This window comes from Planctomyces sp. SH-PL62 (assembly GCF_001610895.1).
Taxonomy (GTDB): Bacteria; Planctomycetota; Planctomycetia; order Isosphaerales; family Isosphaeraceae; genus Paludisphaera.
Genome location: NZ_CP011273.1, coordinates 4,474,178 through 4,489,839 on the forward strand (window position 1 = coordinate 4,474,178; position 15,662 = coordinate 4,489,839).

General features: G+C 67.7%; 12 protein-coding genes. 2 read left to right on the forward strand and 10 right to left on the reverse strand.

All coding sequences use genetic code 11. From position 1 onward, the window contains the following. Nucleotides 1–23: 23 nt before the first annotated feature. From VT85_RS17325 to VT85_RS17365, 9 genes are all read right to left on the reverse strand, one after another. Entirely contained in the window at nucleotides 24–488 is a 465-nt protein-coding gene (locus tag VT85_RS17325) for a hypothetical protein (protein WP_156512922.1), read from the reverse strand. Then, entirely contained in the window at nucleotides 478–1,590 is a 1,113-nt protein-coding gene (locus VT85_RS17330; protein WP_082858686.1) for a DUF1559 domain-containing protein, read from the reverse strand. The genes VT85_RS17325 and VT85_RS17330 overlap by 11 nt, the downstream gene beginning before the upstream one ends. A 35-nt stretch (nucleotides 1,591–1,625) precedes the next feature. Further along, entirely contained in the window at nucleotides 1,626–2,309 is a 684-nt protein-coding gene (locus VT85_RS17335; protein WP_082858687.1) for an RNA polymerase sigma factor, read from the reverse strand. Between the two features lie 180 nt (nucleotides 2,310–2,489). Continuing rightward, nucleotides 2,490–2,834 carry a hypothetical protein gene (locus tag VT85_RS17340; RefSeq protein ID WP_068418046.1) on the reverse strand — a complete coding sequence of 115 codons (345 nt, stop codon included), beginning with the start codon at nucleotides 2,832–2,834 and terminating at the stop codon, nucleotides 2,490–2,492. 142 nt (nucleotides 2,835–2,976) lie between these two features. After that, nucleotides 2,977–4,713: a CRTAC1 family protein gene (locus VT85_RS17345; RefSeq protein WP_068418049.1), complete on the reverse strand. Its 1,737-nt coding sequence runs from the start codon at nucleotides 4,711–4,713 to the stop codon at nucleotides 2,977–2,979. A 32-nt stretch (nucleotides 4,714–4,745) separates the two neighbouring features. Continuing rightward, nucleotides 4,746–5,285, reverse strand: coding sequence for a hypothetical protein (locus VT85_RS17350; protein ID WP_068418052.1), 540 nt, complete (start codon nucleotides 5,283–5,285; stop codon nucleotides 4,746–4,748). Between the two features lie 299 nt (nucleotides 5,286–5,584). After that, nucleotides 5,585–8,269 (reverse strand): M14 family metallopeptidase, encoded by a 2,685-nt coding sequence (locus VT85_RS17355; protein ID WP_068418055.1) that lies wholly within the window; start codon nucleotides 8,267–8,269, stop codon nucleotides 5,585–5,587. A gap of 195 nt (nucleotides 8,270–8,464) precedes the next feature. Next, the gene (locus tag VT85_RS17360) at nucleotides 8,465–8,713 is read right to left on the reverse strand and encodes a hypothetical protein (protein ID WP_068418061.1); all 249 of its coding nucleotides are present in this window, start codon (nucleotides 8,711–8,713) and stop codon (nucleotides 8,465–8,467) included. Between the two features lie 189 nt (nucleotides 8,714–8,902). Beyond that, the gene (locus VT85_RS17365) at nucleotides 8,903–10,135 is read right to left on the reverse strand and encodes an alpha/beta hydrolase family protein (protein WP_068418064.1); all 1,233 of its coding nucleotides are present in this window, start codon (nucleotides 10,133–10,135) and stop codon (nucleotides 8,903–8,905) included. A 212-nt stretch (nucleotides 10,136–10,347) separates the two neighbouring features. Here VT85_RS17365 and cls point away from each other — a divergent pair, with 212 nt between their 5' ends. Continuing rightward, nucleotides 10,348–11,784: a cardiolipin synthase gene (gene cls / locus VT85_RS17370; protein ID WP_068418067.1), complete on the forward strand. Its 1,437-nt coding sequence runs from the start codon at nucleotides 10,348–10,350 to the stop codon at nucleotides 11,782–11,784. Nucleotides 11,785–12,210: 426 nt separating this feature from the next. Here cls and VT85_RS17375 read toward each other — a convergent pair whose 3' ends face one another. Then, nucleotides 12,211–13,437, reverse strand: coding sequence for a cation:proton antiporter (locus tag VT85_RS17375; protein WP_068418070.1), 1,227 nt, complete (start codon nucleotides 13,435–13,437; stop codon nucleotides 12,211–12,213). A 396-nt stretch (nucleotides 13,438–13,833) separates the two neighbouring features. On the opposite strand from VT85_RS17375, the gene typA reads away from it, so the two are divergent. Beyond that, the gene (gene typA / locus VT85_RS17380) at nucleotides 13,834–15,660 is read left to right on the forward strand and encodes a translational GTPase TypA (protein WP_068418073.1); all 1,827 of its coding nucleotides are present in this window, start codon (nucleotides 13,834–13,836) and stop codon (nucleotides 15,658–15,660) included. Nucleotides 15,661–15,662: the final 2 nt, after the last annotated feature.

The following is a 15,662-nucleotide window of genomic DNA, read 5'->3' on the forward strand; positions in this document are numbered from 1 at the left end:
AAGCCTTCAAGTGCACGCGCAGCTCACATCGCCACGCGTTCCACACTGGCGAACCATTCTGCCTCCAGGACCACTTCGCGGATCTGGATCTCCGCGCCGTCGGGCAGGCGCCAGTGCGTGAACCGGCAGTGGGATTCGGAAGGGCTCCTCGCCGTCAGCGAGGGGAGCCGCGCCGCGAGGAGGTTCGTCAGCGCCGAGGTCGGCCTCCGGTGAGACTCCAGGCCTCGAAGCGAGGCCGGAAACCGTAGACGCTCCCGGCCAGGGCCCCGCAGGATCCAGAGCCGGTACTCCCCATCCTGTCGTTCCTCGTCCAGGCAGAGGACCACGTCGTCGGGGAGGAGCGCCGCAAGTTGTTCGGGGACTCGGGAACGGACGTCTCGCCCCACGAGTTCGAGGCTCGCCGCCGTCCGTGGGGAGCAGCCGGAGAGCATCAGGGCGAAGGCCACCAGGCCCATCCCGGCGGCCGTCATCCATCGTTCAGTAGGCATCGCCGCCGACCACCTCCCCACCATCGCGACTGCCGAGGGCCCACCAGACCGGTAGGGCGATCGAATTCCTGAGGAATCGCACTCCGCCGTCGCCGAACAGGACGTTCAGGCCGCCGTGATGAAGGCTGCCGGGCGTGATCAGGATGTTGCCGTCCCCCTCGCCGCCGTAGATGTGGCAGCTCCGGGAATTGACGGGCATGACCTGCATGTAAGTCCCCCCGGCGTGGCCCCATCCTGAGATCCAGGCCCGTCCGGGGAAGACCGTCCAGGCCGGGTCCGGGAAGCTGACCGTCTCGCAGTACCGCCGCCAGGCGTGAAGGGTCCGAGACGAGCCGGAGCCCCCTGCGCAGTACGAGCGGGTCGACTCCGGCTCGCCGTACATCGCCTCGACGTCGTTTGGATCCGTGGCGCGAGGGAGGCGCCGCTCGGCCACGGCGGCGGTGTGGCTCAGGCCGTCGGAGACCGACGCCGCCGCGATCGGGCCGACGTGCCAGCTCGCGAGGCCGACCGGGTCTACCAGCCCAATGAAGCCGTTGTGCCGCCCCATCCGCCGGCCGGTCGCAGGCCCTGAGGTGTCGGGAGTCCAGCCGGCGTTCCCCGAGTAGCTCTGGGACGCCGGGCGAGAGGCCCCCATCGTGGCCGCGATTCGATGCGACTCGGACGGGCAAAGATACGCGGCGAGCGACGTTCGGGCGACCGTCCCGTTCGGGTGGGACGCGCCGATCGTCGCCCCGTACATCACGACGTCGGGGCTCGCGCAATCGTCGGCGTTGCCGATCCAGAAGTTGGTCGCGTTGAAGATCGCCTGCTGGCCGAGGTGCGGCAGGATTGACGCGTGCCAGCTGAAGAGGCCGTTCCGGCAGCGGCCGTCCGGGGCCGCCTCGGCCGAGGTCGTGCTCATCGGGAACACACTGTTGACGTCGTGATAGTTGTGGATCGCCAGACCGATCTGCTTCAGATTGTTGGCGCACTGAGCCCGCCTCGCGAACTCACGGGCGGCCTGAACGGCCGGGAGCAAGAGGGCGATCAGGACGGCGATCACCGCGATCACCACCAGTAACTCGATCAGCGTGAACGCTCGCGGCATGGGACGCCGATTCATCGAGGAGTCCTCATTTTCAAAGGGTGAAGGTGCGTTCAAATTCGTTCCTGGAGTTCCGCACCGAGGTGGGACTTCAAGGCCTCTCGGGCCCGGAAGAGCCGCGACCGGACGGTGCCGATCGGGACGCCGAGGCGGAGGCCTATCGACTCATAATCCAGGCCGTCGATCACATGCAGGCTCAGCACGTCTCGGTGATTCGCGTTGAGCTTCTCGATCGCCCGCCTGACCTCGGAGCGCAGTTCGGCGACGACGACGGCCTGGGACGGATCCGCATCGTCGATCGACTCGCGGCGGATCGCGCAGGCCGCGTCCTCATGCTTGTGGCGGCGTCGGATCATTCGTCTCAGGTGGAGGCTGCGGAACAGGACGGCGCGGATCAGCCAGGCCCTGGGATTCGCCGGGGCTTCGGGGCGAGACCACAAGCCCAGAAGCGCCTCCTGGACCGCCTCCCACGCCAGGTGGTCGCATCCCAGTCGCCGACGCGCCACGCGAACCAGTTCCCCGAGGTAGGGCCGCACGAGGATGGCGAAATCGTCCTCACCGTGGCGTCGCCCCGTCGAGCGTCGATCTCGTGCGGCCACTGCGGCGACTCCCCCGGTACGACGCGTCGGCTCGCGACGGCGAGGGACCGACGGCTGTCCCCCCCGCTCGACGGATGACGGCGAGACGTCGGCGTAACGCCGATCGAACGCAATGCACAGGCCCGATGACGCGGCCATTCAACCGATCCCCTTCCTCTGGAACCCTCGATCTCGAGACGCGCACGAGCAGTCGCTCCCTCGCCTGACGGCGGGGTTTCGACGATTCCGCCCAGGTCCTTCCACGACTCTCCCCGAACTGCGCCCGCGCACGGCTGGCGCGGCCGCGGTGAGCGGGGGCGTGAGGAAGTTCGGACGGCTTCAGGCCGATGCGCGAGGCGGGGCGCGAGGGATCGAGGAGACGAGGTGGGAAGCGGACGGGCGGATCACCTCGGCGCGAACGGCAGCGGGCCGGGCGAGGAGGTGGAAGGCGTCCGGGGCGGGCTCCACCGGAGCGGCGGCGATCGAGAAGAAGTGGCAGGCCGGGCAATCCTGGTCGGATCCCAGCGCCTCGTCAGCACACTCGTCGGCCGTCGAGTCGACGTCGCCGCCCGCCACGACCCGTTCGACGAGGTCGTCGAACGCGTGGTGTCCGGGCCCGCACAGCGAGGTCGCCGTGTACAGGCCCAGGAGGTAGAGCAGGATCAGTCGACGGCCGAGCTGCAAGGTTCTTCCCGATTCCTGAATCGAAAGCGCGCGGGGGCCGGGCGTCGACGGGACGTCCGTTTTGCGTCGTCTATACAAGTAATGCCGGCGGTGGGCCTCTGGTTCCACCCCGGCATTTTTTTTGTTCGACGCCTTCGTCCTGTCAGGGATGTCGGATCGTGACGGTCTGGTTCGACTCGACCTGCTCCAGCGACGAGCGCCCTCGCCCCGGCCAGTCGATCTCGACGCGATCCACGGTGGCGGCCTCGCCCACGCCGAGGTGCAACTCCAGGGCGTTCTGGGACTGGTGCGAGGAGCCGCTCCGAAGCTCGCGATGCTGGACCTTCCCCCCGGCCGTGATGGTCGCGCGGGCGCCAATGGCGGGGCTGCCGTGAGCGTTCAGGAGGCGGAGCTTCAACCAGTTTCCCGAGCGGGGCGTGTCGTTGCGAAGGAGCAACGGAGGGGAGTCCATGGCCGTGATCAGGAGGTCCAGATCTCCGTCGTCGTCGTAATCGCCCACCGCGAGCCCCCGCGCCGAAGCGGCGACCTGGAAGCCGGGACCGGCTTCGCGCGAGACGTCGGTGAGCTTGCCCAGGTCGTTGCGGATCAGAAAGGGGAGTTGGCGATACGACTCGTTCAACTCGGGGGCCTGATCGACCTGCGGGTAGATGTGACCGTTCACGATGACGACGTCCACGTCCGCGTCGTGGTCGTAATCGAAGTACGCGCAGCCCCATTTCAGGGCCTGATAGGTGATCGCCTTCAGTCCTGTCAGGGCGGCGACGTCCTGGAAGGCGAGATCGCCGTCGTTGTGATAGATCGTGGCGGCATCCTGGGCGAAGGTGGTGACGAGGATGTCCGGTCGGCCGTCGCCGTCGTAATCCGCAGCGTCGACCCCCATGTCGGCCTGCGCCGCGCCGTGGCCGTTCACCCCCGCGCCGCTCCAGGTGCCCACCTCGGTGAACGTGCCGTCGCCGTTGTTGCGATAGAGGAAATTCGGGTTGGAGTCGTTGGTCACGAAGACGTCCACGTCGCCGTCATCGTCGAGATCGGAGGTCAGGACCCCGAGCCCGTACGCCTCGGCGGTATCGGTCATCCCAACCTCGTCGGTGGCGTCGCTGAACGTGCCGTCGCCGTTGTTGCGGTAGAAGCGATCCCTCCCGCCGCGAAGGCCGAACGGGCCGGAGAGCACCTTGACCTTCTCCCGCCAGACGGTCGTCCGGCGGGCGGCGAGGACCTCGTCCATCGTCGTGTCGATATAGTTGGCGACGTACAGGTCAAGGTCGCCGTCGCCGTCTGCGTCGAAGAACGAAGACCCCGCGCCCCAGCCCGGGTCGGCGACCCCCGCGCGTTCGGCGACCTGCTCGAACGTGCCGTCGCCGCGGTTCCGATAGAGCCGGTTGGGGCCGAAGTTGGTGACGTAGAGATCGACGTGGCCGTCATCGTCGTAGTCGGCCGCGGAGACGCCGCAACCCCAGCTCTCGTCGGCGACGTGGGCCTTGTCGGTAACGTCCTCGAACTTGCCGTCGCCCCGATTCCGATAGAGAGCGTTGCGGCCCTTGAGGCGGACCCGCGAGGGTTCTTCATCGAGCGCCCAGGCGTTGACCAGATAGACGTCGAGCCGGCCGTCGCCGTCGTAATCGACGAACCCGCAGCCGCTGCCCACGGATTCCAAAATGTGGTCCTTGTCGGGCCCGCCGCCGTAGAGGACCGTCGTCAGCCCCGCGCTCGCGGCCACCTCGACGAAGCGGGGGACGGCCGGCCCGACGGGCGGCGGGGCCGGGATGTTCCGATTGACGGGCGGCGTCGGGTCGTCGGGGGCCTTCGCCGTCGGTTCGCCGCACGCGGAGAGCAGGATCGGGAGTGCGGCCGCCAGGAGCGTTCGGAGGGGGAGCATCATCGGGTCATCGTCCTGGCGGCCTTGAGGCCTGCTCATTCGGGGGCGATCGCGGCCTCGAACTGGCGGGCGAGTTCGACGCCCAGGGCGTCGACGTCGGCGGCCTTCGCATCGGCGCCGGCCCGCCCGATCCTGGAGGCCAGGTCCAGAAGGCCTTTCTTCTCCTTGTTCGTGACGAACATGTAATCGGCCTTGGTTTCCATGTCGGTGTTGTGAGTATGGCCCGCCTTGGCGAGTCGCTGACGAACCGCCTGGATCCGCTTGTCGCCCTCGTTTCCGATGTTCGTGATTTCGGTCGCAGCCGCTTCCAGGTGGCGGACGCGATTCGCGGCGTCGCCGGCCGCGGCCTTCAAGTGGCCCTGCGCCGCGCTGTGGTAGCCGATCAGGATGCTCTTGACCAGATCGTCCTCGGCGGCCTTGACTTCGATGATCGCCGTGGCGAGGTGCTCGTACGTGGAGGCCGCGACCTGCGCCGCGGAATCATGGTGGCCAGGGGCACCGCCCTGCTGCGATCGGGCCGCCTGATAACCGAGCAGAATCACGCAGAGGATCGCGGCGGTGGTCAGTGATCGCATGAATCATCTCCTTGTCGAGGTGGAGCGCGGGCTGGGGCGATGTTCTCACGTCTTGATGGGGTCGTGACGCCGAAGGACGTCCGCGCCGCCGGCCTGCCTCCCGAATCGGCGCAGGGCCACGGCGAAAGGAGCCGATTTTCGAGCCGGCTCGGACGAGCCTGATTCCCTTGTAAGCGACCGTGCGCTCCATGTCCATGAGTCGGAGGGCGAGCGGCCGATCATGGCCGGATCCGGCGGTCGAGGCGGATCGCGAACGGTCGACCCGTCACGATCGACCGGCCCGATCTCAGGTCGCCTCGTCAATGTCCGGGGCCGAAGAAGACGGCGTTGAGGAAGAAGCGCTGGGTCGTCGGGGCCATGGCGCGGTAGTTGGGATCGTCCGCGAAGGCGACGACGTGGCCTTTCCCCAGGGCCTGATAGGCGACGAGCGGCTTGCCGGCCATCAGCTCCAGAGTCTGAGGCCAGCAGAAGCCGCTGACCAGCGTATCACGGTCGGCGAGGTTCACCAGGTTGCGGCCGGCGACGGGTTTCAAGGGGGTCAGGACGAGATCGGTGTTGACGAGCGGGAAGACCTCGGACGGCGAACCGAACGTCACGAAATGGTCGTCATAGACCTCGGCTCGCAGGAAGGCGCCCGGAACGGGATCGGGGGATTCCTCGTCGGGATTGGTCCGGGGCTCGTCTGAGACTCCCGGCTTGTCGCCGTCCGGCTTCGCGCTGGAGTCGGGTTCGGCGGCCGCCTTGATCGGCTTCTTCACGACCTTCGAGGCCAGCAGGCCGACCGACTTTTCCGTCCCCCAGGCGGCCGCGCCCTTCACCAGAATCAAGGTGCCGCCGGATCGCACCCAGTTCTTGAGCCTCTCGGCGAAGACGTCGGGGAGCGGGCCGGGGTATCGGCCGTCGGGGAGGACGAGGACGTTGTATTTCGTGAGGTCGAGGTCCGCGATCGCCCCCCCCGGAACACGGGTGGCCGGGTAGCGCCAGACCTGATCGAACAGGTACCACGAGTGGCCGACGAAGGGTGAGGCCGGGCGGTCGACGAGCATCGCGACCTTCGGCGGCTTGACCCATGTGATCTGGAACCCGCCCAGTCCGGTCCCGCCGTCGACGAGGCCCGTGTCGGTCGCGACCACGGAGAGGCCGAGTCGCGAGGCCAGCTCGCGGATTCGATCATGGAGGCTCTCGGGGTTCTCGGTCGTCCTGACCAAGAGCGTCCCCTTGGCGAAGCCGACGCCTCCCAGGCGGATCGCTTCATCGAGGACCTGAACCCGAAACCCGGCGCGGATCAACTCGGCGAGGGCGAGCATGGCGGCGTCGTCCTCGGCGTGGATCAGATAGCCGACCCGGGCTTTGTCCGGTCCGGCGACGCCGCCGTTCGGCTGAGCCTTCTCGATCGGCTCGCTGGAAAGCTCGGAGGGGCCCTCAACGGCCAGCGAGACGACGCCGTGGGTCAATGGCAGCGACCAGGCGGTCAGGTCGTAGATCTCGTCGTCGAGACGCCGGCGCTTCCGGTCGAGTTGTCGCTTGCGGAAGGCTTCCCCCATGTCGAAACGAGGGTCGAGCAGCGACCGAGCGAGACGCCCCGCCGGCTGGGCGATCGTCACATGATAGCTACCCGCCGGCGCCGTCCACTCCTTGACTGAGCCCTCGGCGTTCTTCCGGGCCTGGACGGTCACCGCGGCGGTGAGCTTGCGCACCTCCACGCCGTTCCTGAGCAGCAGGTCGGCGAGCCCGGCGGCGCGGGTGGGCGTCGAGCCGGGAAGGAGGAGGTAATCGCGCACCGGCCCCTCACGCCCCAGAGCGACGGCGGAGGCCCGATAATCGTAGAAATCGCCGACGATCTCACGGGCTCCGGCGGCGGCCGTCTCGACGGTTGCGATCCCGCTGACGTAATGGCGGCGGACGCCGTCGTGGTAGTAGAGCTTCTTCTCATCCTCGCGGTCGACGACCAGCCCGCGCGTCCCGGCCTGTTCCCAGAGGATCCCGATCGCTCCGTGGAGCGTGGGCCAGGTGGTTCCGTAACCGGGATAGAAGCCGTCGTATTGCTCGCGGCTCGTATAGAGGAATCCGAGCGCGTCGAACCGTCCCGCCTGCCGTTTGCCGAACCGCTCGAACCACGCGCGCTGGCGGGGCGTGATGAGGTCGAGGACCGGATCGGCCGGGGGGTCGAAATAATACTCGTTTTCGGACCCCATCTCATGGGCGTCGATGAGGACGTGGGGCTGCCAGCGGAGGTACGCGGCGACCTTGTCGCGGCTCTCCGACTGCGTCTGGAGGAACCAATCCCGATTCATGTCGAACAGGTAATGGTTGTGGCGGCCGGTCGCCCAGCGCTGGACACGCTCGGCGGCGAGCGGTTCGGCGTCGGGCTCCACCCCCCTCCCCTCGCGATGGAAGTTCACGAACCGGTCGCGGCCGTCCGGATTTTGCATGGGGTCGATGATCACGATCACCCGATCGAGCAGCCGGCGCGTCTCCTCGCGGCGATCGGCCAGCAGGTGATACGCCGTCAGGATAGCGGCGTCTCCCGAGGAGATCTCGTCGCCGTGGACGCCGTAGGCCATCCAGAGGATGGCCGGCAGCGACTCGATCAGCGGACGCGCCTCGTCGCGCGAGATCTTCCGGGGGTCGGCCAGCCGCAGGTTCGTCTCGCGGATCTCGTCGAGCCGGGCGAGGTTCGCCGGCGACGTGATCACGAGGTAGGCGAGCCCCCGCTTCTCGATGGTCCGGCCGTAAGGGACCAGGCGGGATCGATCGGGAGCGGCTGCGGCCAGGGCGGACAGATAGCGTTCGATCTCCGACGCGCTGGAGACGTCCGCGCCCCAGGAATGCCCCACGACCTGCGAGAGGGTCGGGATCGCGGGATCGGCGTCGACCTCGGGCATGGGAAGGAGCCAGCCTGCTTCGCCCGGCACCGACTGCGCGCCGGCCGGCGATGGAAGCCACGCAAGCACGAGCAAAAGCGCGAAGACCCGCTGCGACATCGTCTGAAATCTCCCTCGGTCGGCTACTCATCGTGAACCACGAAGAGGACCAATCGAGGCTAGCTCAGCCGCCGTCTCGGAGCAAGCTGCGCGACCTAGGGGCTCCTGCGAAGGAATAACGGACTAGAGAAAAAACGAGGGCCGGGCGGTCCCGGCCCTCGTTTACAGAGCATCGGCAAGGCGGCGTGGGCGGCGTCACGTGTTGCGCTGGATGGATTCGCCGGCTTCCTCGATCTTCTCGCCGGCCTGGTGGGCCTTGTCCTTCGCCCAGTCCTTGACCTCGCCGGCCTTCTCGCTGACGGCGTCGCCGACCTCCTTGGCCTTATCCTTCGCGTCCCGGCCGAGTTCCTGCGCCTTGTCGGCAGCCGCCTGTCCGGCCTCCTTGGCCTTGTCGACGGCGTTCTGGGCGGCGTCTTTCGCCTTGTCCGAATAAGATTCAGCCATGAGAATCTCCTGGCAGGTTGATGGATCGCGACGCTCTCGTGCTCCACCTGTGACGAGGGGGGAGGCGACGTATCGAGGAGTCGCGTCTCGTGCCGGGATGGCAATGCAAACGAGGCGCCGAGATCTCTCCTTTCGATCGAGTCGGTGAACGGCCAGCCGCGCAGTCATCGTCTCCAAGCTTCCGGTGGATCAATCGCCCCGGTCGCGAGGCTCCGCAAGGTCGACGTGCGGGGTGCTGACGACGGAGCCTCGGTCATCGTAGAGGTTCAGGAAGAAGACGCGGGCGGAGTCGGGGATTCGGGCCGACACCGATTTCGATGCCGGGTCGACCTGGGCCTCGGTCGATTCCCAGAGCCGTTCGTGCCACTTGCCGTCCTCCTTCGTGAACAGCAGTTCGGCCCGGACGGCGTGGGACGCGCCGTCATAGGTCGCCCTGACCGAGTCGCCGTCGCGCCGGATCGGGCTGAGTTGGAGAAGTCCCGGCTCCCCTTTCAGCAGCGAGTCGGCGAAGACGCGGATCTCCTCCGGGTTCTCGCCAGCCCCGCCGTGGCCGTGCGGCATGCGGAGGCGGATGCTCAGCGTCGAATCGCCTCCGGCGGCGAGGTAGGACTTGCGGACCGAGTCCAGCGGATAGGCGAAGTCGTTGGTGCCCGTGACCCAGAGCTTGGGCGAACGTCCCAGGGGGAGGTAGTGCGAGGGGTCCCAGAGGGCCAGCCATCGCTCACCGGTCGGACCGAGCTTGTCGATCTCCGGCTTCCAGACCGAATTCTCGCCCAGGAAGCCGCAGCCGTAGACCGGCGCGGCGAACTTGAAGCGGGGATCGAGCCCGGACGTGATGCAGGTCAGGTAGCCTCCCCAGGAGATCCCGGTCAGGCCGATGCGGTCGGGGTCGACCTCGGGCAAGGACCGCAGCAGCGAGTGGGCGAGGACGACGTCGGCGACGGCGTGGTAAGGCCACTGGTCCTCGGGAGCCGAGAGGGCGTCGGCGAAATCGTTGCCCGGAGGGCCGCCGTTCTCGTGGCGCTCCCATTTGCCGTAGGCGCCGCGCGGGACCGTCCCGCAGGTGTCCATGGCGATGGCCGCATAGCCCCGCCCCGTCCAGAGCCGCACCCAGGCTTCGAACGCCGTCCCGCCGCCGCCGTGGACCAGGACGATCCCCGGGGCTTTTTCCCCCGGCTTCAGGGAGGGAAGGCCGATCCAGGCGAAGGCCTCGGTACGCTTCCCTTTCCAGGGCATGGCCTCATAGAAGACGGCGGAGAGGCCGTCGGCCTGGAATCCCTCGGCGGGCCTGGATTTGGGGGCGGCGAGCATCTCGGGGGTCGTGCGCATCGGCGCGGGCTCTTGCGCCAGGACGGCCGTCGCCGTCAGCAGGGTCGCGAGCCAGGCGCAGGGGACGAGCCGGATCGACAGGGGGTGGGGCAAGGGAATCTCCTCCGGGCGCGAGTATTCGGGGTCAGGTCTCGGTTCATAACGGAGCCGAGACGCCGGGGCAAGCGGCAGGCGTCGGATGGATCGACGACGACGGGTCGAGGGCTCACGTGTCCGGCCGCCGGGAATGTGTTAGCTTCTTGTTCGAGTGGTTGTCGAGCCGGGCCGACTGCGGGCCCGCCGCGTCGCGAGGAGTCCGCCCGACGGTGCATGACGTCCTGACCAAGGCGTATTACTGGATCGTGGCCGAGCTGACGACCCTGCTCGGCTTCGGGCTCGCGATCGTCTTCGTGGCCTACCTGCTCCGCCAGAAGCGCTCCCCGGCCAGTACGCTGGCCTGGCTGCTGGTGATCGTCCTGGCGCCGTACGTCGGCGTGCCCCTGTACATCCTGTTCGGGGGCCGGAAGATGATTCGGATGGCCGCGCGGAAGGCTCCGGTCTACGTCGGGACCGCCCAACGCTCCTCGCCGTCGATCGACTCCGACACCGAGCGACTCCTGCGATCATATGGGGTGCCGGAGGCCAGGGCGGGCAACCACGTGGCCATCATGGAGACCGGTGAGGAATCCTACGCCCGGTTGATGGAGCTGATCGACGAGGCCCGCTCGACGATCTACATCACCACGTTCATCCTGGGGGACGACGAGGTCGGCCGGGCGTTAATCTCGGCCCTGGCCCGCAAGGCGGAGCGAGGGGTCCTGGTGCGTCTGCTGCTGGACGACGTCGGGTCGTGGTGGCTGCGTCGCAAGCGCCTGGCCCCGCTGACCCGGGCGGGAGGCCGCGTCGCGTATTTCATGCCCATGCTCCACCTGCCGTTCCGAGGGCGTGCGAACCTGCGGAACCATCGCAAGCTCGCGGTGGCCGACGGCCGCTGGGCCCTGGCGGGTGGGATGAACCTGACGTCCGCCTACATGGGCCCGCTCCCCGACCACCAGCGCTGGCGGGACCTGTCGATCGTCGTCGAGGGGCCGGCGGTCGAGGACCTGGAGTGGCTCTTCCGGTCGGACTGGAAGTTCGCCACCGGGGAGAACGTCCCGGCAGGCCGCCGTCGCGCCGCGATGGGGAACCCTGAGGCCCTGCGCCCCCCGGTGCAGCCGAGCTCGGGCGGCACGACGGTCCAGGTGGTCGCCAGCGGCCCGGACGTCGACGGAGACCCGCTTTTCGAGTCGCTCCTGTCGCTGATCTTCTTCGCCCGCAAGCGGATTTGGATCGTCACCCCGTACTTCGTCCCCGACGACATGCTCGTCCGGGCGCTCGTGTTGGCGGTCCGTCGCGGCGTCGACGTCCGCCTGATCGTCCCCTGGAAGTCCAACCATCCCATCGCCGACCTGGCCCGCGAGGGCTACATTCGCGAGTTGTACGAGGCGGGGACCGAGATCCTCCTCTACCGCCCGACCATGCTCCACGCCAAGGCGGTCCTGTTCGACGACCGCCTCACGATCATCGGCTCCCCGAACATGGACAACCGGAGCCTCTTCCTCAATTACGAGGTCGCCCTCTACGTCTTCGCCCTCGACCGCGTCGCCGAGGTCGCCCGCTGGATCGAACAGCTCGCCGCCGGCTGCACCTACTACGAGCCGAAGCGGGGAGGGACCCGCGAGATCGCCGAGAACGTCCTCCGCCTGTTCGCCCCCCTCCTCTGACCCGCGAATCGGCTTCGTTCTCCCCGTTCCGAAAACGAAGCCATCGGTCGCAAAGCTCATGGGAGCCAACGATTGCGACCAGGGACAGTGGGCCTGAAATTGGGTTCGTTCGGCGGTTTTCGAAGCCCGCCGAGGCACTGCGGTCGCTCCCGGCGGCGCCGGCGAGGATTGGCTTCGATCCTCTGGGCCGGGGAGCGAAGCCATTCGCCGCAAACGGTTTTGCAGACGCGTCTTGCGCCAAGGAATCGGGTTCGACGATTGGGTTCGTTCGGTCATTTTCGTGCGAGCCCCGCGGCAATCGGCCTCCTGGGTGATGCGCGCCGATCCGCGACGGTCTCGGATCGGTGCGCGCACCCCAGGAGGACAATGCGTCAGGCTCGCCGGTCTCGGAGTCGAGAGGGGTGAAATCCTCCCGCTCGGGCGGGTTCAGGCCGTGCTCACGAGGTCGCTGATCCCGTCGTCTTCCTCCTTGAGCGGGCTCTCGCCCTTGTTCGATACGAGGATCTTCAAGAGCGGCGGCGCGAGGAAGGTCGTGACGATGACCATCAGCGTGACGCCGCCGAACAGGCCGCCGGTGAAGACCCCCTTGTCCAGGCCCATCCGGGCGAAGATCAGCCCGACCTCGCCGCGAGGGACCATCCCCACGCCGATCACCCGCTTGTCCCCCCGGAACCAGAAGGGGGCGTACCCCGCAGCCAGCTTGCCGACGACCCCCGTCACGATCAGCATCGCCCCCACCCCCAGCGCCGTGCGGGCCTCCGGGGTGCGGGGGTCGAGGGCCGAGAGATCGACCGAGGCGCCGACCGTCACGAAGAAGAGCGGGACGAAGAAATGCCCGAGCGTGGTGACGCCGTGCTCGATCTCCTCGGCCTTGGCGGTCCCCGCGAGCAGGACGCCCGCCGCGAAAGCTCCGATGATCAGCGCGGAACCGGATTGCTCGGCCAGCCAGGCCAGCCCCAGGGCCAGGATCAGGGCATAGATCGTCGACGTCCCGGGGAGTCTGAGCCGACCGCCGAGGCGGATCAATCCGGGAAGGAGCAGCTTGCCCACCAGGAGGGTCGCGGCCAGGAACCCGAAGGCCTTGAAGGTGGCCGACGCCACGTTCCATCCCGTCACCTCGCCGCCGTCGACCAGGCCGCCGACGACCGTCAGGATCACCAGGCCGAGTATGTCGTCGATCACCGCCGCCCCCAGGATCACCTGGCCTTCAGGCGACTTGAGCTTCCCCAGGTCCGACAGGACCCGCGCGGTGATGCCGACGCTGGTCGCCGTCAGCGTCGCACCGGCCATGATCGCGACGATGTCGTCGAGCCCCATCATCCGGCAGCCCACGTAGCCCAGCCCGAACGGCACGACCACGCCCACGACGGCCACCGCCACCGCCGTGCCGCCGACCTTCATCATCGAGCCCAAATCCGTCTCCAGCCCGATCGCCAGGAGCAAAATCGCCACCCCCAGCTCGGAGAGCATGTGGATCGTCTCGATGTGAGGATCGACGATCCCCATGACCGAGCCGCCCACCACGATCCCGCCGATCAACTCCCCCAGCACCGCCGGCTGCCCGATTTTCTGGGCCAGCGCCCCGCCAAGCTTCGCCGTCGCAAGCATGATCACCAGCATCGCGAACAGCTGGTCGACTTCCAGATTTTCCATCAAACCGCCTTCCCAATCACCATCCAGGAGTCCGAAATTCCGACCGCCGACCGGCGAGAGGCCCCTCCGGCTCGGCCCCGGCCGCGTTGATTTCAAAGGTTGCAGGGGGAGAGTTTAACAGATTCGGCGGGGGAGCGGACGGCGGTGCGACGTCCGTCGGCGGCCCGCCCCCGGCCGGCGGACATCTAAACGTATGAACCGGTTGCATTTTCCTTCTGGATCAAATCGGGGTGAATTTCGTACGATGGACGGGACGCGGGGATGGGTTCGAATTGGTCAAGTCGGTGGAGCGGCGGCGATCGTCGTCCGTACCGCCCAGGGGCGGCATCCGGCCGTCGGCTGATTTGGGTCGACCGCTTTGACGCCTCGATACGTGGGACGCGAGCTAGGAACACGATGAAGAGACGGGAAGACATCCGGAATGTCGCGATCATCGCGCACGTCGACCATGGCAAGACGACCCTCGTGGACTCGATGCTCCGGCAGTCCGGGCAGTATCGCGCCTCGCAGCTGTCGGGCGAGCGGATTCTGGACTCGAACGACATTGAACGGGAACGCGGGATCACCATCCTCGCGAAGAACATCGCCATCAACTACGGCGACGTCAAAATCAACCTGATCGACACGCCGGGACACGCCGACTTCGGCGGCGAGGTCGAGCGCACGCTCCAGATGGCCGACAGCGCCCTCGTGCTGGTCGACGCCTTCGAAGGGCCGATGCCCCAGACGAAGTTCGTGCTCCGCAAGGCGTTCGAGTGCAACATCCGGCCCATCGTCGTCATCAACAAGGTCGACCGGCCCGACGCCCGCCCGGAGGAGGTCCTCAACGAGATCTTCGACACCTTCGTCGAGCTGGGCGCCACCGACGAGCAGTCGGACTTCTCGTACATCTTCGCCTCGGGCCGATCGGGATTCGCCTCGCACGACCCGAAGGTCCACGTCGGCGACATGCGGCCGCTGTTCGACCTGATCCTCGAGAAGGTGCCCGGCCCCCAGGTCGACCTCGAGAAGCCGTTCTCGATGGTCTGCACCACGCTCGACTTCTCGGAGTACGTCGGCCGGATCGCCATCGGCCGGATCATGACCGGGTCGGTCAAGCGGGGCCAGCGGGCCAACCTGTTCAAGCGCGGCGACGTGATCACGCCCGGGACGATCACCGGCGTGCTCCTGTTCGACAAGCTGGGGCGGGTCGAGGTCGAGGAGGCCTCGGCGGGCGACATCGTGGCGATCGTCGGCCTGGGTTCGGTCGACATCGGCGACACGATCGCCTCGCTGGACGTCACCGAGGCCCTGCCCCGGATCGAGGTCGGCGAGCCGACCCTGAGCATGCTGTTCACGGTGAACGACTCGCCGCTGGCCGGCGAGGGGAAGTTCCTGACGAGCCGCCACATCAAGGACCGCCTCGATCGCGAGCTGGAATCGAACGTGGCGTTGCGGGTCGAGCAGGCCGAGGACCTCGACGCCTTCAAGGTCTCCGGCCGCGGGCTGCTGCACCTCTCGGTCCTGATCGAGACGATGCGCCGGGAGGGCTTCGAGCTGTCCGTCGGCAAGCCCGAGGTCATCATCAAGAAGATCGACGGCGTGGACCACGAGCCGTACGAGTTCCTGGTCGTCGACGTGCCCCACGGCCACATCGGCCCCGTCATGGAACTGGTGGGCTCGCGTCGCGGCGAGATGAGCAAGATGGACGTCAAGGGGGCCTACGCCCACCTGGAGTTCCTCATCCCGGCCCGAGGCCTGATCGGCCTCCGCAACCGCCTCATCTCGGGGACCCAGGGCGAGGCGATCATGCACCACAATTATCACGACTACCGCCCGTTCAAGGGGGACATCCCCTCGCGGGCGAACGGCGTGATGATCAGCATGGTGCGCGGCCAGGTCGTCGGCTTCGCCCTGGACAACCTCCAGCAGCGCGGGATCATGTTCGTCGCCCCCGGCGACGACACCTATGAAGGCATGATCATCGCCGAGAACGCCCGCGCCGACGACATGGTGGTCAACCCCTGCAAGGAGAAGAAGCTGACCAACATGCGGGCCTCGGGCTCGGACAAGAACATCCTGCTCAAGCCCCCCCGCGACATCTCCCTGGAGATCGCGCTGGAGTACATCGAGGCCGACGAGCTGGTGGAGGTTACTCCCTCCAAGATCCGGCTCCGGAAGAAGTTCCTCAGCGAGGAGGGCCGCAAGCGCTCCGAGCGGAGCGGCAAGAAGGTCGGCGTCTGAGC

Coding starts and splice junctions, on each gene's coding strand:
- VT85_RS17325 (WP_156512922.1), bottom strand. CDS start 488: ATGCCTACTGAACGATGGATGACGGCCGCCGGGATGGGCCTGGTGGCC.
- VT85_RS17330 (WP_082858686.1), bottom strand. CDS start 1,590: ATGAATCGGCGTCCCATGCCGCGAGCGTTCACGCTGATCGAGTTACTG.
- VT85_RS17335 (WP_082858687.1), bottom strand. CDS start 2,309: ATGGCCGCGTCATCGGGCCTGTGCATTGCGTTCGATCGGCGTTACGCC.
- VT85_RS17345 (WP_068418049.1), bottom strand. CDS start 4,713: ATGATGCTCCCCCTCCGAACGCTCCTGGCGGCCGCACTCCCGATCCTG.
- VT85_RS17350 (WP_068418052.1), bottom strand. CDS start 5,285: ATGCGATCACTGACCACCGCCGCGATCCTCTGCGTGATTCTGCTCGGT.
- VT85_RS17355 (WP_068418055.1), bottom strand. CDS start 8,269: ATGTCGCAGCGGGTCTTCGCGCTTTTGCTCGTGCTTGCGTGGCTTCCA.
- VT85_RS17360 (WP_068418061.1), bottom strand. CDS start 8,713: ATGGCTGAATCTTATTCGGACAAGGCGAAAGACGCCGCCCAGAACGCC.
- VT85_RS17375 (WP_068418070.1), bottom strand. CDS start 13,437: ATGGAAAATCTGGAAGTCGACCAGCTGTTCGCGATGCTGGTGATCATG.
- typA (WP_068418073.1), top strand. CDS start 13,834: ATGAAGAGACGGGAAGACATCCGGAATGTCGCGATCATCGCGCACGTC.